This window comes from Acinetobacter sp. S4400-12 (genome assembly GCF_024129495.1).
Taxonomy (GTDB): Bacteria; Pseudomonadota; Gammaproteobacteria; order Pseudomonadales; family Moraxellaceae; genus Acinetobacter; species Acinetobacter lwoffii_C.
Genome location: NZ_JAMXYB010000002.1, coordinates 109,317 through 130,333 on the forward strand (window position 1 = coordinate 109,317; position 21,017 = coordinate 130,333).

A 21,017-nucleotide genomic window follows, 5' to 3' on the forward strand; every position below is an offset into this window, starting at 1 on the left:
ATTCTCGATTGATTCTTTAGGTCTCGATATCTTTTAAACGTCTTTTCTCAATCAGCTTCCCGGTCAACAGCCCAGTCTCAAATAACAGCCACATAGGAATGGCCAGCATAATCATCGACAGCGCATCAGGTGGCGTCACAAACATGGCCACAAAAAAGCATCCGACAATAATAAATTTGCGTTTTTCAACTAACTGTTCGGTACTCACCACTCCAATTAAAATTAACACCAGGGTAATAATCGGGATTTCAAAAGTCAGGCCAAAAACCAAAAACAGTTTTAAACAGAAATTGAGGTAACTGTTAATATCCGTCATGGGAGCAACAGTTTCAGGGGCTACACTGATAAAAAAGTGCAGAATTGAAGGTAAGGCCACAAAATAAGCAAAACTGATTCCGAGATAAAACAGAATAATACTGCCCAAAAGTAGCGGCAGTGCCAGACTTTTTTCTTTTGCATACAGAGCAGGCTTAATAAAGGACCACAGCTGATACAGAATAAAAGGCATGGTGATCATCAATGCCAGAAAAAAGTTAAGCTTAAAGGGCGCCATAAATGTCGCTGTCACATCTGTTGCAATCATGGTCGATGTGGCAGGAAGCTGTGCACGTAGAGGCTCAGACAAAAGCTGATAGGTAGAATTGGCAAATGGCAATAAACAGAAAAACAGGCCGATCAGCACCGCCACAATTTTAAACAGGTATTTGCGCAGAATGACCAGATGCTGGGTAATGGGCATCTCTTCAAGCAGCGGCTGTTCAGGAATGGCTTCGGAATGGGCAGTAGGCAAGGAACTCATACGGCTACCTTCATATCCAGATATTGTTGGGGGTGGTCTACAGTGGTTTTAGGTTGACTGCGAGAGGGCAAGTACACCGCAGGAAGGGTGGTTTTTAAAGGTTCATAACTTAAAGATTTATAGCTGAGAGTTGATTGATCTCGCGTCATGCTGTGCTGCACCTGATCGGTTTCAAGCGGTTTTTGCAAATTCTGCATTTGTGCCTGCATTTTTGCTTCAAGCTCCTGAATACGTTTCATCTCTGCCTGCATTTGTTCACGCAGTTCCGATAAACGCAATTCACGATCCAGGTCATTTTGAATATTGCTGACGGTACGTTTAACTTTGCCATACCATTTGCCGACAAAACGTACAGCTTCAGGTAGCTTGTCCGGCCCCAGCACCAAAAGTGCAATGATCCCGAAGATAAACAGCTCGGTCATTCCAATATTGAGCATGGCAGTCTCTTAGCTTTTGACTGAACTTTCAGGTGTTTTTACTTGTGCATCAATCGTGCGTGGCTGTTGCAGCTGCGCTTGTTCAGCTTCTTCATCTTTCACTGACTTTTTAAAATCCTTGATTGCACCACCTACATCTTTGCCCAGGTTTTTTAACTTTGATGTACCGAACAATAAAATCACCACAATTGCAAAAATCAGTACATGCCAAATTGATAATCCAGCCATCATTTTATCCTCTTTATATTATGGCTCTATCTCAACAGGCTTTTATGACACAGAGGTGACGGTTATATTTCTTTTTGAAGACAAGAGAAGAAGCAAGACTGAATATGATAGGATTTTTTACATTGATACAAATGAGTCCTGTCGGGTATGGCACTGCTTCTGCCTCTGATCTCTTTTTTAACCGGATATTGGGGCATTCAATATTTAAAATCCCTTCGCCCCTTCATGGCAGCAATGCTGGCCCGGGTGCTGATTCCACTCGTTATCATTTATAACATGGTGTTTTATCAGCAAGGCAGCCTGTGGCTGCTTGGCTTTAGCGTATTCAGTTCCATTCTGCTATTCAGCCTGTTTTATGCTGTAAGTAAAGATAAACTCCGTGCCCTGTGTTTTAGCTATTTAAATGGGGTATGGCTGGGTTTTCCTTTTGCTCTGGCCGTTTTTGGACCTGAGGCCAGTAGTACGATTGTGGCGCTGTATATTGGTGGCTCACTGTTTGGCAATGTTGTGGCTGTTCTGGCTGTTAGCTCCACACGGCAGACTCCCCAATTTATTCTTAAAAATGTCCTGATCTCTCCACCTGTTATTGCTTTGAGTATTGCCGCAGTCCTGTCGTGTTGGGACTTGAGGGCTTATGAAATGCATCCGGTCGTGCAATGGGGGTATCAGGCCAATAAAGTACTGGTGACTTTTAGCGGAATGTGCATTTTAGGCATGTGGCTGAGTAAAGTGCGGATTCATTTACGAGATCTGCAACGTAGCCTGCTGCTTATCAGTGGCCGCTTTATACTTGCGCTGGGACTGACAGCAGCCGCTTATTTCACTTTGCCGATTCCACCTCAACTCCTTATTTATGCCGTCATGCTGATGTATTTTTTATTACCGCCTGCGGCCAATATTGTGGCGCTAGAAACGCATTATCAGGGTACAGGCCATTCAGCCAAATATATTGCGTCAGGAACAATTGCCAGTGCCATACTCATCGCGCTTTATGGCATGATCTTGCATATCTGGGTGCCGGGTTTATAAATATTCGATCAATACCGGGACATGGTTTGAATAAGAAAGGGCTTATTTATCGCTTTCTAACGCCCTTCTCAAAAGGAAGAAGGGCTTTGTTGTGCTCGCTTATTTCTCTAGACTGGCTTTAAACAGCTGCATGGCCTGACCACGATGGCTGATTTTATTTTTCTCCTCTTTACTCATTTCTGCGCTGGACAACTGCAATTCAGGCAGCCAGAACAGGGGATCATAACCAAAACCATTTTCGCCACGAGGAACTTCCAGAATTTCACCTTTCCAGATGCCCTGAAAAATTTGTGGTAGTGGATCTTCGGCATGCTGGACCAGCGCCAATACACAAACAAACATACCGTCAATGACTTCATTTTCTTTACGCAGCGGCTTGAGTTTGCTTAACAGCTTTTCATTATTAGCTGCATCATTGCCATGTTCGCCTGCATAACGTGCCGAGTAAATTCCCGGTGCACCGCCTAATACAGGCACACAAATACCGGAATCATCGGCAATCGCAGGTTTGCCTGAAATCTTTGCTGCGTGACGGGCTTTAATAATGGCATTTTCTACAAAGCTTAACCCATCTTCGACCGCATCTTCGATATTCAGCTGACCTTGCGGAACGACGTCGACAGGCAGTTGTAACTCTGCAAACAGTTTTTCAAATTCAGCAATTTTACCTTTGTTATTACTTGCAAGTACCAAGGTTCCCTGAGATAACCAAGCCTGAGCTGACATATATTCGTCACTTATGAGTTGAAAATACGGAACAGGTGATTTTAACCGAATTCAATCTAAAGTCGGCAATTTTACCTGAATTTATACCGCCTCATCTTTTGATGCGGTGAGCTGCTTCACCAGATGCTTTAAATTGCTGCTCCAGCAAGCCGGTTGATCTGCAATCAGGTAGGTGTTCATGATGGCAAAAGGTTCATGAATTTCCGCAACTTCTACCGCATTTCTAAAATGTGACTGCTCAACATAGGAGCGCGGTAAAATTGCCATTCCCATATTCATGCTGACACAGCTCATAATACCGTCCAGGCTACCCATTTCGATAATATGACAAACAGCGAGCTGTCGACTCTGTAAAAATAAATCGATGACACGACGGTAACTGCATCCTTGGCGGAATGCGAGAAATTTCTGTTGTTGTAGCGTTGCGGCAGTCAAGGGCTGTATGGTGTTTTTTGAAGTTACCACCACCAGCTGTTCTGTAAACAGATGCAGATTATACAAACCATGCACTGGCTCAGGACTGGCAATAAAGGCACAATCCAGCTGAGCATTCTGTACGGCTTCAATCAGTGTGCGGCTGGGGGCGGTCTGCAAGCTGAAGGATAGGGCAGGGAAGCTTGCAGAAAATCTGTTTAAGATCTGCGGCAGATGGACAGCAGCAGTAGTTTCCATACTGCCAATCTGGATCGGATGCGAAAGATAGGGCTTTTCCTCAATAAAAATACTTTTCACTTCATCATGCAGGGACAGGATTTTTCTGGCATAAGTGAGCAGCTGTTCGCCAGCTCTGGTCGTTCTGACTGGTGTTTTACGGGTCAGCAGTTCAGTGTTTAGCTCGGACTCAAGTTTTTTAATGTGGCTGGTGATATTGGATTGAACCGTAAATAGTTTGTTGGCAGCCAGAGAAAAACTTCCCAGCTCAACAACCGTCAGAAAAATTTCCAGGGATTTTAACTGCATACTTTTATCTCAAAATATCTCAAAAACAGATAATAGCTATCTCTAAGAATCATTTTACATGATGATGGTTTTTCATTCTAATGCATGAATGATTTAAACTTATGCAGTGTTAAAATTATGGCAGCTTTTTTTAAACAAGGTTTGCTTTATCTGACGATAGGGCTGACAGTGCTGTTTTTTCAACAGCTGGATGCTCAGTTTCAGCAAAAAACTGGCTACAAAAATTTCTTTGAGGACGTGCCTGAGCATTTTGGGCAATAGTTCAGACCATAAAAAAGCACCCAAAGGTGCTCTTTTGCAAATCCAGCTTATTGTGCCTGAATCCATTTGTCTGCACGGTCACGTGCCTGACGGATTTGATCTTGAGTCAGGTTGGCTGCCAGAGCCGTTTTCTTGCCTTCAGAAAGACTGATAACCTTATTGTCGAGCATGCCGTCACGAGTAGAAAGCTCATACCACTGATAGGCGCCCATATAATTTTTCTTTTTCTCTTCCATCATGGCAAGGTTAAAGCTGGCACGGTTATCGCCACGGCTAGCTGCCTTTTCAAAATACTGGCGGGCAAGCGTTTCATCTTTTTTAGTACCGATGCCATCTGCTAGCATACGGCCTACATTTAGCTGGGCTACGGCTAAGCCTTGATCCGCAGCAGCTTTATACCAGCTAAAAGCCTGACGCTCATCTTTTTGAATGTCTTTGCCATACTGATATTTAGTCGCCAGATAGAACTGTGCTCCTGGTTGACCGGCTTTGGCAGCTTTAATCAGGCTATTAATGTCCATAACTGAATATTGGGCGGCTTGGCTTGCCACTGATGGGCTTGGCGCAACATAATCTGCATGGGCATTTAAGCTAAAAAGTCCCGCCAGTAGCGTCGAAGTGATTAATAATTTTTTCATAGAGCGCTCACTCGATAAATTGCGACTTCACCAAACAGATTAGGAAGGTGCTTGCTGAGCAAGCTGTCCTGTTGATTCCCATTTACAGCGAGTCGATTAATAATATTAATATTATTTTCCGCACAAAGAGCTTCAAAGTCACGGAAGGTGCATAGGTGAATGTTCGGCGTGTCATACCACATATAAGGTAAAGCCTCCGAAACCGGCATTTTCCCTTTTAAAGCCAGAAAAGAACGGGTTCTCCAGTGGGCAAAGTTCGGGAAAGTAATAATCGCCTGTTTACCTACGCGCACCATGTCACGCAGTAATACGTCTGGTGCATCTACGGCCTGTAAGGCCTGTGCCATTACCACATAGTCAAAAGACTGATCGGCAAAACGGCTTAAACCAAGATTTAAGTCCTGCTGGATGATATTTAACCCGCGACTGATTGCAATTGCAATCTTTTCCTGATCAATTTCCAATCCATACGCACGAATATTGTGTTTTTTGCTCATGTGCGCGAGCAATTCACCATCGCCACAGCCCAGATCCAGAACACGTGAGCCTGGCTTGATCCAGCGTTCAGCAAGTTGTTGATCAATACGCATTACACAGCCTCCTGCGGGGTTGTTTTCAGATGTTCTTCACCACCCAGGAATGCACGCAGGGATTTAACGTACAGTGGAATTGGAAATAAGAAGGAGTCATGACCCTGTTCAGCATTAATATCTAAATAGCTGACCGGTTTATGATTGGTAATTAAAGCATCCACGATTTCTTGTGAACGCTCAGGCGCAAAACGCCAGTCCGTAGAGAAAGACACCACCAGAAATTGACACTGGGTATGCGCCATCGCCTTGACCAGAGACTGTTCATATTCACGTGAAGGATCAAAGTAATCCAGCGCTTTGGTCATAATCAGATAAGTATTGGCATCGAAGTTGCGGCTGAACTGTTCACCTTGATAACGCAAATAACTTTCTACCTGGAACTCGACATCAAAACCATACATAAATTTGCCTGATTTTAAATCACGGCCAAACTTCTGTTTCATGGCTTCTTCGGACAGATAGGTGATATGACCCACCATCCGTGCCAGAATCAACCCGCGTTTTGGATAGCTGTCATGTTCCAGATAACGGCCATTGTGAAAATCCGGATCAGATAGAATCGACTGGCGCGCTACTTCATTAAACGCAATATTTTGTGCCGAAAGCTTTGGAGCACTGGCAATAATGACACATTTCTTTAAACGGTCTGGATAATCCACCGACCATTGCAGGGCCTGCATGCCACCGAGCGATCCTCCAATGATCGCATACCAGACCTTAATACCAAGACGGTCAGACAGGATGGCTTGAGTCTTGACCCAGTCCCGTACCGTTACCAGTGGAAAGTCTGGACCGTACGGGCGATTGTCATTTTCTGGATTGGGAGAGATAGGACCGGTCGAACCACTACAGCCGCCAATATTGTTGAGCGCCACCACAAAAAACTTGTTGGTATCGATGGCTTTGCCTGGACCAATACAGGCATCCCACCATCCGGGTTTCCTGTCATCTTCATGATGATAGCCCGCTGCATGATGATGGCCTGACAAGGCATGACAAATCAGAATGGCATTGGACTTATCGGCATTGAGTTCGCCGTAAGTTTCAACCATCAGTTCAAAACGTGGGAGGATGCGACCGCATTCAAGCTCTAACGGCTCTTCAAATTGGAACTTTTGTGGGACTACAATGCCCACTGAGTCTGCTGGAAAAGACACGGGAATGATTCGCCTTAAAACTTTAATATGAATAATAAAAGGATACCATTTGCAGGTATCCTTCAAAAGTCATTTTAATGCTATGAATGATAGTTAATTCTTATACTGTAGCTTAGACCGCTGCAGCAATCACCTGATCAGTGCTTAATACTCCCTGTTCGATCAGGCGGTTGGTACAGGCAATAATGGCTTCAATTGAAGAGGTCACAATGTTGTCGTGGACTCCGGCACCGAATGCAGACTTGCCTGTACCTTTGACTTGAAGCTCAATCAAGGCCAAAGCTTTGGCATGGGCACCTGAACTGATGCTGCGCTCTTCATAGCTTACAACATCAATTGGCAGTTGCAGCGCATCCAAGATCGCAGAAATCGGACCATTGCCTTGGCCACGTACATGACGTGACTGACCTTCAATCTCAAGATCAAGTTCAATCACCTGACTGCCATTTTCATCAGACAAACGATAGTTCTTGGCAGAATAATGGGCATCTTTAGCAGCCACATAGGTTTCTTTAAACAATTTCCAGATTTCAGTAGCAGAAATCTCTGTACCGTCTTCATCGGTTTTTTGCTGGACGATTTGCGAGAATTCAATCTGTAAACGACGTGGCAAGGTCACGTTGTAGTTAGATTCTAACAAATAGGCAATCCCGCCTTTCCCTGATTGTGAGTTAACCCGGATCACTGCATCATAGTCACGGCCCAAGTCTTTCGGGTCGATTGGCAAATATGGCATATCCCAGATTTCTTCGTTTTTCTGGAACTCAAAACCTTTTTTGATCGCATCCTGATGCGAACCGGAAAAAGCAGTAAAGACCAAATCACCAGCATAAGGATGGCGTGGGTGTACAGGCAAACCGGTACATTCTTCAACAGTGGCAATAATTTCGTTGATGTTGGAGAAATCCAAGTTCGGTGCAACACCTTGGGTATACATGTTCAAAGCAATCGCAGCCACATCGACGTTACCGGTACGTTCGCCATTTCCAAAGACACAGCCTTCCACACGATCAGCACCGGCCATAATGGCCAATTCAGAAGCTGCAATACCGCAACCACGGTCATTGTGGCAGTGCACAGAAATGATCACACCGTCACGACGCTGGATATTGCGATGCATCCATTCTACCTGGTCGGCATAGACGTTAGGACCTGAAACTTCAACTGTTGCCGGCAAGTTCAAGATCACTTTATTGGTCGGAGAAGCTTCCCAGATTTCAGTCACTGCATCACAAACATCTTTAGCCACTTCCAATTCAGTCGCCGTAAAACATTCAGGGCTGTACTGGAAAACAAACTCGGTTTCAGGCTGTTTAGCGGCGTATTCTTTAACTTTGGTTGCGGCATTAATGGCAAGCTGCTTGGCCCCAGCAACATCAACATTTAAGACTTTTTGACGGAAGGTCGGCGAGTTCGAGTTATAGATATGCACGATCGCACGTTTTGCACCTTGCAAAGATTCAAAAGTACGCTGAATCAAATGATCACGTGCCTGTACCAACACCTCAATGTAGACATCGTCCGGAATATGATTTTCTTCAATTAGCTTGCGGGTAAAATCGAAATCAATTTGCGATGCAGATGGGAAGCCGATTTCAATATGTTTGAAACCGATTTTTACCAGCATCTGGAACATTTTGAACTTCTGCTCGATGTTCATTGGCTCAAAGATCGCCTGGTTACCATCACGCAGGTCGGTACTCATCCAGATTGGGGCCTTGGTGATTTCATTATTCGGCCATTGACGGTCTGGAAGATCGACACGTTGATACATGCGACGATATTTTTTACTTGGATCTGCCAACATCATGAAAGAGCTCCTTTGTAGTCTGGCGTACCGTGCTCTTGGATGAAGCGGTCGCGGGAACTACGGCATAGATTTTGTCTATAATCGTGCTCATGCAGAAGGTCAACGTCAGGAAAAAAGCCCAGAATATTTTTGGAATATCGTCATCTGGATTTGCGGGACTGCTGCATGATTACCCTATACTCCAGAGTTTAATCCAGTTAGGGCGAAAATTTTTTGCTTTTTTTATAGATTTTAGTTGTATCTTAATAAAAATTTTCTTGTAAACCATTCAAGGTGAAAAAATATTTTATTATTGGCTTTTATTATTGTGGGTTTTTCTTTGATTCTATCAGTCTGGCTAATATTTTACTGAATCAGTTTGAAAAATAAAAGACTAGGGTACTTTATAACTCGCTGGACTCGCCTTAGGTGGGCCTAAAGCTCAGCCCATTTGCGTATCAGGTTATGATACAGATTGGTCAGTTTCATGACCTCGGCATGCTGATCACCCAACTCGATTCTTAAATTCTGAATTGTCTGATCCAGATTAAACAGCATATGGCGCTCTGCATCATCCCGAATCATGCTTTGTACCCAAAAGAATGAAGCAACCCGGCAGCCAGAAGTGACCGGCGTCACTTTATGCAAGCTGGTCGACGGATACAGAATCATATCGCCAGCGGGAAGTTTGACTTCATGATAGCCATAGGTGTCTTCGACCACCAGTTCACCACCTTGATATTCTTCCGGCTCACTTAAAAAAACCGTACAGGATAAATCGGTTCTAAGCCGCTCGTTGCTGCCACGAATACGGCGGATCGAATTATCCACATGGAAACCGAAAGCTTCATTATTTTCATAGCGGTTAAACAGAGGAGGAATAATATCCAGCGGGATCGCAGCGGATAGAAATAAAGGATGCTGGCCCAAGGCTTCCAGAATAATCGTACTTAAGTGCTGAGTCAGGGGATGATCTTCAGGCAATTGCTGATTCTGTTTGACGCTAGCAGACAGTGTGCCAGCAGTCACTTTGCCATTGACCCATTCAACTTGAGCCATTTCTTTGCGGAAATACTGTACCTGCTCTTTGCTCAATACATTTTGAATATGATGCAGCACGAAAAATACCTGAATAATTTTGTTTGAGTGAGCATAGCCCCAATGCTAGAGCTATGCGAGTCCGATTTAATTAGTATTTGAAGTTCAGAGAAAGCACGGCACTACGGCCTTCTGCTTCGGTTGCATAATGAGAGGCATAAGCTTTAGTGAAATAACGCTCGTCGGTCAGGTTGTTGACATTCAATTGTAAGTTAACATTCTGGTTCACATGATAACGTGCCATGGCATCGTAACGCACATAACCTGGAACCCACTTGGTATTGGCGGCATTCCCATAGACCTTATCCATCGCAACTGCGCCAGCACCCAAGCTTAGCTGGGGTAATATTTGGTAGGTAGTCCACAAGGTGGCTGAATTTTTTGCCACGTTTTGAACTTGATTCCCCTCATTGGTTGCGGTGCCATCATCGACAATTTCACTGTCTAAATAGGTGTAGCCTGCCGAAACAGCCCATTTGTCAGTAATGTTGCCATTTAAGCCAAGCTCAATACCATCTACCCGGGTATCACCAATGTTGCGTGTGGTGCCATCTTCTACTGGGGCGCGAGTATTGGTTTTCTCGGTACGGAAAATGGCTGCGGTCAAATTAAGCTTGTCATTCAAGACATCCCATTTGCTCCCTAACTCCATGGTGCGGACTTCTTCTGGGTTTAAGTTTTGAATTGCTGATGTAATGCCTTCAGAACCATCACCACCATCGACACCCACCGGGTTGGTAGAAGTTGCATAACTGGCATAAATTGAACCATTTTCTACAGGCTTGAACGTTAAACCAGCCTGATAATTGATAAAGTCTTTATCATTTTTCAGTTTAACTATGGTTCCTTCCGGATTATTGGCATTAAAACGACCCGCAAGCATGGTTTGCTTAGTCGCGTAGTCATCCCAGCGTAAACCCAAATCTAGCAGCCATTGTGGATTCAATTCAATACTGTCCAAGAAGTACACAGAAGTCGACTTGGTTTGCGTATTGTATCGGTCTGCACCATCTGTACTTATTGAGCCGGTCCAAGGACCGCGATCAGGATTTTGAACTGAAGTACACCAGCCTGAACTGAGATCGTCAGGCGTACACGCATTATGTACGCTACCTGTCGTATTTAGACCGTCAATAATATATTGCGTACGGTCAGTTTCCTGATCTGAATATTCGGCACCCAAGTTAAAACTATGTTTAAACATGCCAGTATTAAATTTACCGATTAAAGCCAATTGATCGGTAAAAGTCTCAGTATTGGCGACACGTGAGTTTACACGTGCCCAGACGTCGCCAGTTAATGCGCCTGTTGTTGTGTCATAAATATTACCTTTAGAATCATCTGGATTTGTCCATAGATAATCATTTGTTGACTTATTAAAAACAGTCGTATTGGAAATGGTCAGATTATCCGTTAGATCGTGTTCTAATTTAAGCGTGCCAATCTGATTTTCCTGTTTCTGGAAGTCACGATCTTTCCAACCGTAGTATTGACCTTGTTGAACATCAATAGGCTTACCGTTGCCATTTAATCCTGCATTTGCACTCGTTGCAGCAAATGGATTGTTATAAGGCACACCTGAATCCGGCATGTCATCCGATTTTAAATAGTAATAACTTAAAGTTGCACGGGTAGGGGTGTCCAGACCAAATACAATACTCGGTGCAATACCTGCACGTTTGTATTCAGCACCGTCTTTTTGACCGGCTTTTTCATTCTGATGACCCATCACGGCAACACGTGCCGCAATACCATTACCAAAGTCTTTGTTACCATCTAAAGTAATACGTTGATAATTATCTGTACCGCCAGCAACTGAGCCTTCTAGAAAATCGCCCGCTTTAGCGACTTTAGAAATCATGTTAATGCTGCCGCCAGTGGTGCCTGCACCGCCCATGGCAGAAGCAGAACCTTTGGTCACTTCAACTTGTTCTACCGCAAACATTTCACGGTTTTGAGAAGTCGCATTACGCACGCCGTCTACATACATCGAACTTTCAGAGTTATAACCCCGGATAAACGGACGGTCACCATTCGGATTGCCCCCTTCACCTGCACCCAAGGTAATCCCCGGAACTGTACGCAAGGCATCGCTTAAGGTAGTGACTTGTGTATCTTCGATTAACTGTTTTGAAATGACCGAAACTGACTTAGGGGTATCGAGTAAAGGCGCAACAAATTTGCTATTGGCAGATTGATCTACTTTAAGGCTGGGCGCTTGTTCAGCTTTCACTTCCTGGTGAATCGTCTCAAGCTTGATGATATTTTCATCCGCCATTGCCTGCGCGGCTACAATTGACAAAGAAGAGGCAATCGCGGAGGAAACGATCTTTTTGCGTGTTGTTATGTAAGTCATGGTAAAAGAATTTATCTTGATTTGGGTTTGAAGATGATAGTAATTATTATTATCATTTCTATCTTTGTAAGATTGGTATTAACGATAATAAAAAACAGACCAATAGAAAAGTAAATGAAATAAATAAACAACTTGTTGTTAAGTATATGTTTTTTATAAAAATTGAAAAATATGATAGTTTCTTTTAATTTAATTGATAATAATACTTATTTAGATCTGCGTTGGTTTTAATAAAAATTTTTGAAAATTATAAAAAAACCCTACATTAAGCAGGGTTTTTTTGTAAGAAATATCAATTAAATATCAGAAATCGTATGAAACAGATAACCAGTAGTTACGACCTGCTAAATATGTGCCATCTAATCCTGATAGATATTTATAACTTTGAGTGGTTTGGGTAGCAGTTCCATCAAAATATTCTACATTCTTATGTTCAGTAAAATCTTTATCTAACAAGTTATTTACTGACATATTCAAGCGTAACTGATCATTTACTGTATAACTGGTACCTAAATTAAATAAATTGTAGCCAGCAAGTTTATTTCCAGACGCCTTATAAATTGCTAAATCTTCAGCATCTGTAGGTACAGAAGTTGAGCGAATACGACTTGATTTATATTCATGTTGTAACCAAAGATCAAAATCAGGATTAATATGCCAAGTTGAAGTTAAGTTAAATGCATTACGTGGATTGTTGTTGTAATAATTACCTTCAGTTTCAGGTTTATTACTATCAGTAATCTTGCTCTTTGTATAAGTATAAGCCGCTTTAAGATCCCATTCAGGAATGATGCTGTATTGTAGTGTGCTTTCTACACCATAGACTTCAGCTTCATTAGCATTAATATTCGTTGAACACGTTTTGCCTGTTGTACAAAGAGGATGGTCCTGAGCGCCTACACTGACAATTGCATTTTCAACTTCATTATAGAAACCAGTCGCTGTAAATGTAATTTGATCATTTGGCTGGAAGTTAAAACCTAGCTCATAGTTGGTCGATTCTTCTGGTTTTAAATCAGGATTACCAAAAACAAAACTTTGTCCTTGTTTGCTCAGGTTAATCAAATTGTCCTCTAAAGCTTTGGCTGACGGAACTTTGTAACCTGTACTCACACCACCTTTAATGCTAAGAATGTCATTCGCATTCCAAACTAAATAAGCACGTGGACTGAAGTGCCCGCCAAAACCTGAGTGATCTTCATAGCGGCCACCTAAAGTAAAACCGAGGTTGTCAAGAATACGCCATTCATCCTCAGCATAAAAAGCCCACGATTTGCTGTCAAATTCATTTTTACCCGTAATATGTTGGGCAATATTATCTTCGATGGTTTGTTCTTTGTATTGTGTACCTAAGGTTAACTTGTGATTGCCTAAATTTGAAATAATATGGCTGTCAGCAATAAGATCTGTGTTGTTTAAATCTCGAGGACTGCCGATTAGTGGAGATTGATCGAGAATTTCTTGTTTTGAAAAAGCACCAGTAGGTAAGGATCGTCCTTTTGTTTCGGTTTCAGAATGACTGATATAAGTTTTCCATTGGCCAAAGTCGTAATCGCCATCATGACCCACTGCAAACTGAGTACGATTGAACTCTAATTCATCTTTGTATCCTGGCGCTTCATTTGGTTTTTTTACCCAATCCAGGTCACCTAAACGGCTATCCTCATTATTATAGGTTTGGCTAGAGTGGAAGGCGTCAAACCAAAGCGAATTTCGGTCATTCATGACAAATGATAATTTAGCACCTACATCATAATTGTCGGCTTCATTTGGACGAGGATCACGGCCTGTTGCACCAGCTACAATTCGTTCAGATTTTTGACGATCTAAATATGAACCACGAAGTTGCAATCCCAGTTTTTCATTAATTATAGGGCCATTGAGTAAAAAACTGGTTTTCCAAGAATCCGCTTCGGCTTTGCTTTCCATCACATTGCCACTGACAGTGACATTACCATTCCATTCATCACTAACTTTTTTAGTGATAATGTTAATGACACCGCCCATGGCATCTGAACCATATAGGGTAGACATTGGACCACGAATGACTTCAATACGTTCAATGGCTGAAAGTGGTGGCATAAATCCTGTTGATGTTTCGCCAAAACCATTTGGAGTGACATCAGTCGATGTAGTTTGACGACGGCCATCAATTAAGATAAGTGTGTCATCAGCTCCCATTCCACGCATGCTGACATTTAGGCCGCCGGTTTTACCCACACCATTACGAACATCGATACCAGGAACATCTGCTAATAAATCAGCAATACTGGTCGCATTTTTCTTTTCAATATCTTCTTTTGTCACTACACTAATGGATGCTGGTGCATTCTTAAGCTCTTGTTCAAAACCCGATGCTGAAACCACAATTGTTGACAGCTGATGTGTAGTTGTTGGAGCAGCTTCCTGAGTAGTCTGTGCAACAATCGAAGTTGCGGTGACTCCCAGAATGGCTCCAACAAGAGGACGAAGAGTAAAAGTATGCATAACCAAAATTCCAGTTTGAGAGAGTGTAGAGTTTTGTATCAAATTCGATAGAGAATATTAATAAGAATGTTTATCATTTGCAATAAAAATAAATAATTAACTTTAGGCAGGTTACAAAAGAAGAAAGCGCTTTGAAGAAAAGAGAGGCAAGGAAAGATAAATTAAAAAAATTAGAAAAAGAGCGTATTTTTTGTATATCCTTTAAGGTTGTCATATAATGTGGCACATTTTTTTATAAACCTGTTATTACCAAATATATAGAGGAAGCCATGCAAGTAACTTCTGAAGCGGTTTCGGGCGTTGCCCGTCGTTTAAATGTTTCTGTACCGACGAGCCGTATTAATGAGCAATTTGAAGCTCGTTTAAAACGTACTGCTAAAACTGCGAAGATCAACGGCTTCCGTCCAGGTAAAGTGCCTGTGAACGTGGTTCGTCGTGAATACGGTGCAGGTATCTATCAGGAAGTTGTAAACGACATTATTCGTGATACAGTATTTGAAGCGATCCAGCAAGAAAAAATCAATGCTGTTGGTATGCCAAATATCGAAAAAACTGAGATGAAAGATGATGCTTTAGTATATGAAGCAACTGTTGAAGTTTATCCAGAAGTTGAAGTGAAATTCGAAGGCCTGGAAGTTGAACGTAAAGCGTCTGAAGTCAATGACAAAGACGTTGACACTATGCTGGAAAACCTGCAAAAACAACGTGCTTCTTGGGCTGAAACAAAAGGCATGGCGAAAAAAGACATGCAGGTGACTTTTGATTTCGAAGGTTCAATCGACGGCGAGAAGTTTGAAGGCGGTTCTGCAGAAGACTTTAAACTGGTATTGGGTTCTGGCCGTATGATCCCTGGCTTCGAAGATGGCATCATCGGTATGAAGAAAGGCGAAGAGAAAGTTATTGATGTAACTTTCCCTGAAGACTACCAGGCTGAAAACCTTGCGGGTAAACAGGCTCAGTTTAAAATCACTGTAAAACTTGTTGAAAAGCAAAAACTTCCAGAAGTTGATGCTGAATTCCTGGAAATCTTTGGTGTTTCTGCAGAAGAAGGCGTAGAGAAATTAAAAGCTGACGTTCGTAAAAACATGGAACGTGAAGTGAAAAATGGACTACGCAATCAAGTGAAAGGTGCGACTTTTGATGCGCTGGTAGCTGCAAACGAAGTTGAACTTCCAGCTGCAATGGTTGCTCAGGAAATTGATCGTCAGCGTCAACAGATGATCCAGCAGTTCACGCAGCAGTTTGGTGCACAAGGTGCAAAAGCATTTGATTCAAGCATGCTTCCAGATGACCTGTTCAAAGAACAAGCTGAAAAATCAGTTAAACTTGGCATACTGGTGAGCAAGGTTCTGGCTGATGCGAAAATTGAAGTAGATCAAGCGCGTGTAGATGCGTATATCGAAGATATGGCTTCTTCTTATGAAGATCCAAACGAAGTCATCGAATACTTCAAAAATGACCAGCAGCAACGTGCTCAAATCGAAGCAGTTGTACTTGAGGACCAAGTAGTGGATCACATTCTGGCATCTGCTAAAGTGACTGATACGACTGTAAGCTATGAAGACTTATTGAAAGAGCAGCAAGCTCGTCAACAAGGCTAATCCTAGCTGGTCATAAAAAGGCGCTTTATGCGCCTTTTTTTGATAGCGTAATTTCACCTGATATTCAGTTTTTCACAAAACTAATGCAAAAAATATCTTGGAATTGCAAGCGAATATTTTGCAATTTCAGTCATTATCCCTCATATTGTGAGTATGGATTAAGTCACAAAAATTTAGGAATAAATAAACGTATGTATGTTCCAATGATCGAAAACGCTTTAGTTCCAATGGTGGTAGAACAATCCTCTCGTGGCGAGCGTTCTTTTGATATTTATTCACGTCTTTTACGTGAGCGGGTTATTTTTCTCTCAGGTGAAGTTGAAGACCACATGGCCAATCTTATTGTGGCACAAATGTTGTTTTTAGAAGCTGAGAACCCAGATAAGGATATTCACCTGTATATTAACTCACCAGGTGGTTCAGTCACTGCGGGTATGGCCATTTATGACACCATGCAGTTTATCAAGCCTGATGTGGTGACTTACTGTATGGGACAGGCGGCTTCAATGGGTGCGTTCCTGTTGAATGCCGGAACCAAAGGCAAGCGTTATTGCCTTGAAAATGCGCGTGTCATGATTCACCAGCCTTTAGGTGGTTTCCGTGGACAAGCTTCGGATATTGAAATTCATGCACGTGAAATTCTGTTCATTAAAGAACGTTTAAACCGTTTAATGGCTGAGCATAGTGGTCAGGACTATGAAAAAGTGGCACGTGATACTGACCGTGACAACTTTATGACTGCTCAGCAAGCGAAAGAATACGGTCTTGTGGATGAAGTACTTACTAAACGTCCATAAGTTTTACAGATTGAGATATTGGAGTAAATATGTCCGAACATCCTCAAGGACAAAAGCATTGTTCATTTTGCGGTAAAACGCAGTCTGAAGTCGGAAAGCTGATTGCAGGCGAGGACGCATACATTTGTAATGAATGTGTGGACGTATGCTTAGATTTGGTTCAAACCAGTCAGCAGGTCGAAACCAATGACTGGGCGAACCGTCCTTTACCGAAACCGCATGAAATCCGTGCAGCGCTCGATCAATATGTCATTGGTCAGGATCTGGCGAAAAAGACCTTATCTGTTGCAGTGTATAACCATTACAAACGTCTGAAAGTACAGACCAATGGTAAGAAAGCAGATGACTCTATTGAAATTGCCAAGAGTAATATCCTGTTGGTCGGTCCAACCGGTTCAGGTAAAACCTTATTGGCACAAACCCTTGCCCGTCTTCTAGATGTGCCTTTTGCCATGGCAGATGCAACGACCCTCACAGAAGCAGGTTATGTGGGCGAAGATGTTGAAAACATTGTACAAAAGCTTTTGCAAAAAGCCGATTATGATGTGGAAAAGGCACAAAAGGGGATTATCTATATCGATGAAATCGACAAGATTACCCGTAAATCTGAAAACCCATCCATTACCCGTGATGTATCGGGTGAAGGTGTGCAGCAGGCTTTACTGAAAATGATCGAGGGTACGGTTGCTTCTATTCCACCGCAAGGAGGACGCAAGCATCCACAGCAGGAATTCATTCAGATTGATACTGCAAATATCCTGTTTATTTGTGGTGGTGCATTTTCGGGTCTGGAGAAAATTGTACAGCAGCGTCAGGAAAAAGGTGGTATCGGCTTTACTGCAGAAGTGCGTAATAAAGATGAAACCAAAAAACTGTCGGAGCTGTTCCGTCAGGTAGAAGCCAATGATCTGGTGAAGTTTGGTCTGATCCCAGAATTTATTGGCCGTCTGCCAGTCATTGCAACACTGGATGAGCTGGATGAAGATGCCTTAATGCAGATTCTGACAGAGCCAAAAAATGCCTTAACCCGTCAATATCAACATCTGTTTGAGATGGAAGATGTGGATCTGGTCTTTGAAGAGTCAGCCCTACAGGGGATAGCTAAAAAAGCACTTGAGCGAAATACAGGTGCGCGCGGTTTGCGTTCGATTCTGGAAAACGCACTCCTTGAAACCATGTATGATTTGCCAAGCCGCACTGATGTAGGCACTGTAGTGGTGAATGAGGCGGTAATTAATGGTGAGGCTGCACCGGAATTCAGGGCGGAACGCCAGCCCCAATCTCAGGAAGAGCCGGTCAGCAAGATTGATTTAAAGGTGGTAAATAGTCGGTCTGCCTGATTGCTATTCGTCAGAAACGTGCGAAAACCTCGTGTTTTCGCACGTTTTTTATTTCCAAATTCTAAACCCGAGTGTTAATCTCAACATCTGGGCGTGGACGCCTAAAATAAAAAAGCAGGGCACCTGCATAAGCAAGAAGAAGAAAAACGCAGTGAGGGATAAACATGCGTGGAGTCGCAATAGTACTCATCAGCAGTTTGGTATTGATGGGGTGTCATGGTAAAAAAGCCCTAGTTGAGCCTAGTCAGCCACTCAGCACTTTAAAAAATATTGATCTTGAAAAAAAGCCGGGTTTTATCGAACAGCATCGTATGGGTATGATGAGCATTGGCGGCTGGGTTAACCAGAAACAGGGACAAGCTTTCCAGACCGTTCAACCACAGCATGCTGATGCAGCGATCGTATATTTATATCGTCCAGATTCCAACTGGAACCGCCAGGAAATTGTGGCAACCAGTCTGTTTATTAACCAGCAGCATATTCCAAGTTTATTGCACAACCATTATTACTGGGTAGAGCTTCCGGCGGGTAGTTATCGTCTGAGTAGCAGCCGACCTTTAGGCGCTTTACATTTTCAGAAACCCAAGTATCTGGATTTCAGTGTTGAAGCGGGACAGTCCTATTTTATTAAATATGATGAAGAAAATTTTAATACGCGCCGCAGTATGTCTGGGCCTTTGATGCTCATGCCGCACAATGTAGGGCTCAATGAAATTGCATTTACCCAGCTCAAATCACATAGCTTTAATTTTGTTGCCCAAGACCAGAAAACTGGCAAGGTGCGTAAAAAGGCCCAAAAAATTCAGATGCCTAAATATGATCCTGCAACTGATGTACAGCTGATTGCACCTTTTAAACTTTGGGATCCACGTAGCTGGTAATACCATCAGTTCATAAAAAAAGCACCCAGATGGGTGCTTTTTTTATAGCTTAAATTAGCCCTCAGCAGCATCAACTACTGGAATCTTACCAATTTTCGCCTGCCAGATTTTTGGAGCAGTGGCGTGTACAGAGGTACCGTTTACGTCCACAGCCACAGAAACCGGCATATCTTTCACTACAAATTTGTAGATCGCTTCCATACCCAGGTCTGCAAAAGCAACAACTTCCGCTTCACGGATCGCTTTAGACACCAAGTACGCAGCACCACCAACAGCCATTAAGTAAGTCGCTTTGTTGTCTTTGATGGCTTCAACAGCAGCAGGACCACGGTCCGCTTTACCGATCATGCCAAACATGCCAGTCGCTTCAAGAACTTGACGCGTAAATTTGTCCATACGTGTTGCAGTAGTAGGACCAGCAGGGCCAACGACTTCATCACCGACTGGATCGACTGGGCCTACGTAATAGATGAACTTGCCTTTCAGATCTACAGGAAGCTCTTCACCATTGTTCAGCATGTCTACCATACGTTTATGGGCTGCATCACGGCCAGTATAGATGGTACCGTTAAGAAGCAGGGTATCACCTGGTTTCCAAGAATTCATTTCTTCCTGAGTGATGTTATCGAGGTCAACACGCTTAGAAGAAGACGAATCCCAAGTCACAGATGGATAATCTTCAAGGCTAGGCGCCTGAATATGTGCTACACCTGAACCATCCAGGGTGAAATGTGCGTGACGGGTTGCTGCACAGTTCGGAATCATACCAACCGGTTTACCCGCCGCATGACATGGGTAATCTTTGATTTTAATATCCAGCACTGTGGTTAAACCGCCCAGACCTTGAGCGCCAATACCAAGTGCATTGACTTTCTCGAAGATTTCGATCCGAAGTTCTTCTAGTTTGTTTTGTGGACCACGACGAAGCAATTCGTCCATGTTGATTTCTTCCATCAATGCTTCTTTGGCCAGCATCATGGCTTTTTCCGCAGTACCCCCAATACCGATACCGAGCATACCAGGAGGACACCAGCCGGCACCCATAGTTGGGACGGTTTTCAGTACCCAGTCCACGATTGAATCAGACGGGTTTAACATTGCCAGTTTAGATTTGTTTTCTGAACCGCCACCTTTTGCAGCAACCGTAATATCCACTTTGTTGCCTGGAACAAGTTTGTGATAGATCACAGCAGGTGTATTGTCTTTGGTGTTCTTTCGACCAAATGCAGGGTCTGCCAATACAGAAGCACGCAGTACGTTTGAGTTTTCTAGATAACCTTGGCGTACACCTTCATTAATTGCATCATCCAGGCTCATGGTTAAATCAAATTTAACATCCATGCCCACTTCAACAAATACGTTGACGATACCAGTATCCTGGCAGATCGGGCGATGGCCTTCTGCACACATGCGTGAGTTGATTAGAATTTGCGCGATTGCATCTTTCGCAGCCTTGTTCTCTTCACGGTCGTACGCACGGCTCATCGCTTGGATGAAGTCTTGTGGATGATAGTAAGAAATGAACTGAAGCGCATCTTTTACGGATGTGATCAGGTCATCTTGCTTGATAATAGTTGTCATACAAATATCTCTTGAGCGGGCTGATAGCTAGCGGGCTAAATTATAAGACAAAAGGATCAGGTTGTGGGCATTTTGCGGGGACATTGGCTGAAAGTTTATAGTTTGAGCAACTGCTCGCTGTGAAAGTCTCTCTGAACTGTCATAAATGATGAAAAAAATTGCCTATATTTAAACTTATATTACAGCTTTATTTTTATATAAATAAATTATTTTGTCATAAATTATTGATTTTTATAAATTAATATAATTTATCGAATAT

Annotated in this window: 18 protein-coding genes; 5 read left to right on the forward strand and 13 right to left on the reverse strand. The window is 42.8% G+C overall.

What is annotated here, in order from left to right; translation table 11 throughout:
- Window positions 1-16: 16 nt before the first annotated feature.
- The 3 genes from tatC to tatA are packed head-to-tail and all read right to left on the reverse strand — an operon-like array spanning window position 17 to window position 1,464.
- A complete protein-coding gene (gene tatC / locus NI461_RS02050; protein ID WP_151203349.1) occupies window positions 17-799 on the reverse strand; it encodes a twin-arginine translocase subunit TatC in 783 nt (260 codons plus the stop codon).
- Window positions 796-1,236 carry a Sec-independent protein translocase protein TatB gene (gene tatB, locus NI461_RS02055; protein ID WP_151203350.1) on the reverse strand — a complete coding sequence of 147 codons (441 nt, stop codon included), beginning with the start codon at window positions 1,234-1,236 and terminating at the stop codon, window positions 796-798. The genes tatC and tatB overlap by 4 nt, the downstream gene beginning before the upstream one ends.
- Window positions 1,237-1,245: 9 nt before the next feature.
- Window positions 1,246-1,464, reverse strand: a complete 219-nt coding sequence (tatA, locus tag NI461_RS02060; protein WP_151203351.1) for a Sec-independent protein translocase subunit TatA — start codon at window positions 1,462-1,464, stop codon at window positions 1,246-1,248.
- A gap of 147 nt (window positions 1,465-1,611) precedes the next feature.
- Between tatA and NI461_RS02065 the strand changes: the two genes are divergently transcribed.
- Entirely contained in the window at window positions 1,612-2,493 is an 882-nt protein-coding gene (locus NI461_RS02065) for a permease (RefSeq protein ID WP_253156374.1), read from the forward strand.
- A gap of 99 nt (window positions 2,494-2,592) precedes the next feature.
- Here the strand turns inward: NI461_RS02065 and rdgB are convergent, their stop codons facing one another.
- From rdgB to NI461_RS02110, 9 genes are all read right to left on the reverse strand, one after another.
- On the reverse strand, window positions 2,593-3,219 hold the full coding sequence (rdgB, locus tag NI461_RS02070) for an RdgB/HAM1 family non-canonical purine NTP pyrophosphatase (protein ID WP_253151729.1): 627 nt from the start codon (window positions 3,217-3,219) through the stop codon (window positions 2,593-2,595).
- An 81-nt stretch (window positions 3,220-3,300) separates the two neighbouring features.
- Complete coding sequence (locus NI461_RS02075) at window positions 3,301-4,179, reverse strand: LysR substrate-binding domain-containing protein (RefSeq protein ID WP_253156376.1); 879 nt, start codon at window positions 4,177-4,179, stop codon at window positions 3,301-3,303.
- Between the two features lie 308 nt (window positions 4,180-4,487).
- The gene (locus tag NI461_RS02080; RefSeq protein WP_253156378.1) at window positions 4,488-5,078 is read right to left on the reverse strand and encodes a tetratricopeptide repeat protein; all 591 of its coding nucleotides are present in this window, start codon (window positions 5,076-5,078) and stop codon (window positions 4,488-4,490) included.
- On the reverse strand, window positions 5,075-5,668 hold the full coding sequence (metW, locus tag NI461_RS02085) for a methionine biosynthesis protein MetW (RefSeq protein WP_151203356.1): 594 nt from the start codon (window positions 5,666-5,668) through the stop codon (window positions 5,075-5,077). Before metW ends, NI461_RS02080 begins: the two co-directional genes overlap by 4 nt.
- Window positions 5,668-6,828: a homoserine O-acetyltransferase gene (locus tag NI461_RS02090; protein ID WP_151207002.1), complete on the reverse strand. Its 1,161-nt coding sequence runs from the start codon at window positions 6,826-6,828 to the stop codon at window positions 5,668-5,670. Before NI461_RS02090 ends, metW begins: the two co-directional genes overlap by 1 nt.
- 112 nt (window positions 6,829-6,940) lie before the next feature.
- Window positions 6,941-8,638, reverse strand: coding sequence for a 2-isopropylmalate synthase (leuA, locus tag NI461_RS02095; RefSeq protein ID WP_253156380.1), 1,698 nt, complete (start codon window positions 8,636-8,638; stop codon window positions 6,941-6,943).
- Window positions 8,639-9,052: 414 nt separating this feature from the next.
- Entirely contained in the window at window positions 9,053-9,736 is a 684-nt protein-coding gene (locus NI461_RS02100; protein WP_253156382.1) for a Fe2+-dependent dioxygenase, read from the reverse strand.
- Window positions 9,737-9,806: 70 nt separating this feature from the next.
- The gene (locus NI461_RS02105; RefSeq protein ID WP_253156384.1) at window positions 9,807-12,071 is read right to left on the reverse strand and encodes a TonB-dependent siderophore receptor; all 2,265 of its coding nucleotides are present in this window, start codon (window positions 12,069-12,071) and stop codon (window positions 9,807-9,809) included.
- 303 nt (window positions 12,072-12,374) lie between these two features.
- Window positions 12,375-14,558 carry a TonB-dependent receptor gene (locus NI461_RS02110; RefSeq protein WP_253156386.1) on the reverse strand — a complete coding sequence of 728 codons (2,184 nt, stop codon included), beginning with the start codon at window positions 14,556-14,558 and terminating at the stop codon, window positions 12,375-12,377.
- 269 nt (window positions 14,559-14,827) lie between these two features.
- On the opposite strand from NI461_RS02110, the gene tig reads away from it, so the two are divergent.
- The 4 genes from tig (at window position 14,828) to NI461_RS02130 (ending at window position 19,177) form a co-directional block, all read left to right on the forward strand.
- Complete coding sequence (gene tig, locus NI461_RS02115; protein WP_151203362.1) at window positions 14,828-16,159, forward strand: trigger factor; 1,332 nt, start codon at window positions 14,828-14,830, stop codon at window positions 16,157-16,159.
- Window positions 16,160-16,350: 191 nt separating this feature from the next.
- Entirely contained in the window at window positions 16,351-16,956 is a 606-nt protein-coding gene (clpP, locus tag NI461_RS02120; protein ID WP_151203363.1) for an ATP-dependent Clp endopeptidase proteolytic subunit ClpP, read from the forward strand.
- Window positions 16,957-16,985: 29 nt separating this feature from the next.
- Window positions 16,986-18,296 (forward strand): ATP-dependent protease ATP-binding subunit ClpX, encoded by a 1,311-nt coding sequence (clpX, locus tag NI461_RS02125; RefSeq protein WP_151203364.1) that lies wholly within the window; start codon window positions 16,986-16,988, stop codon window positions 18,294-18,296.
- 164 nt (window positions 18,297-18,460) lie between these two features.
- Window positions 18,461-19,177: a DUF2846 domain-containing protein gene (locus tag NI461_RS02130; protein WP_253151752.1), complete on the forward strand. Its 717-nt coding sequence runs from the start codon at window positions 18,461-18,463 to the stop codon at window positions 19,175-19,177.
- A 54-nt stretch (window positions 19,178-19,231) separates the two neighbouring features.
- On the opposite strand, the gene NI461_RS02135 is transcribed toward NI461_RS02130, so the two are convergent.
- Entirely contained in the window at window positions 19,232-20,758 is a 1,527-nt protein-coding gene (locus tag NI461_RS02135) for a fumarate hydratase (protein WP_151203366.1), read from the reverse strand.
- Between the last annotated feature and the right edge of the window lie 259 nt (window positions 20,759-21,017).

Coding starts and splice junctions, on each gene's coding strand:
- metW (WP_151203356.1), bottom strand. CDS start 5,668: ATGCGTATTGATCAACAACTTGCTGAACGCTGGATCAAGCCAGGCTCA.
- tig (WP_151203362.1), top strand. CDS start 14,828: ATGCAAGTAACTTCTGAAGCGGTTTCGGGCGTTGCCCGTCGTTTAAAT.
- tatB (WP_151203350.1), bottom strand. CDS start 1,236: ATGCTCAATATTGGAATGACCGAGCTGTTTATCTTCGGGATCATTGCA.
- NI461_RS02075 (WP_253156376.1), bottom strand. CDS start 4,179: ATGCAGTTAAAATCCCTGGAAATTTTTCTGACGGTTGTTGAGCTGGGA.
- rdgB (WP_253151729.1), bottom strand. CDS start 3,219: ATGTCAGCTCAGGCTTGGTTATCTCAGGGAACCTTGGTACTTGCAAGT.
- NI461_RS02110 (WP_253156386.1), bottom strand. CDS start 14,558: ATGCATACTTTTACTCTTCGTCCTCTTGTTGGAGCCATTCTGGGAGTC.
- NI461_RS02135 (WP_151203366.1), bottom strand. CDS start 20,758: ATGACAACTATTATCAAGCAAGATGACCTGATCACATCCGTAAAAGAT.
- NI461_RS02105 (WP_253156384.1), bottom strand. CDS start 12,071: ATGACTTACATAACAACACGCAAAAAGATCGTTTCCTCCGCGATTGCC.
- clpP (WP_151203363.1), top strand. CDS start 16,351: ATGTATGTTCCAATGATCGAAAACGCTTTAGTTCCAATGGTGGTAGAA.
- tatC (WP_151203349.1), bottom strand. CDS start 799: ATGAGTTCCTTGCCTACTGCCCATTCCGAAGCCATTCCTGAACAGCCG.
- leuA (WP_253156380.1), bottom strand. CDS start 8,638: ATGATGTTGGCAGATCCAAGTAAAAAATATCGTCGCATGTATCAACGT.
- NI461_RS02065 (WP_253156374.1), top strand. CDS start 1,612: ATGGCACTGCTTCTGCCTCTGATCTCTTTTTTAACCGGATATTGGGGC.
- tatA (WP_151203351.1), bottom strand. CDS start 1,464: ATGGCTGGATTATCAATTTGGCATGTACTGATTTTTGCAATTGTGGTG.
- NI461_RS02130 (WP_253151752.1), top strand. CDS start 18,461: ATGCGTGGAGTCGCAATAGTACTCATCAGCAGTTTGGTATTGATGGGG.
- NI461_RS02080 (WP_253156378.1), bottom strand. CDS start 5,078: ATGAAAAAATTATTAATCACTTCGACGCTACTGGCGGGACTTTTTAGC.
- clpX (WP_151203364.1), top strand. CDS start 16,986: ATGTCCGAACATCCTCAAGGACAAAAGCATTGTTCATTTTGCGGTAAA.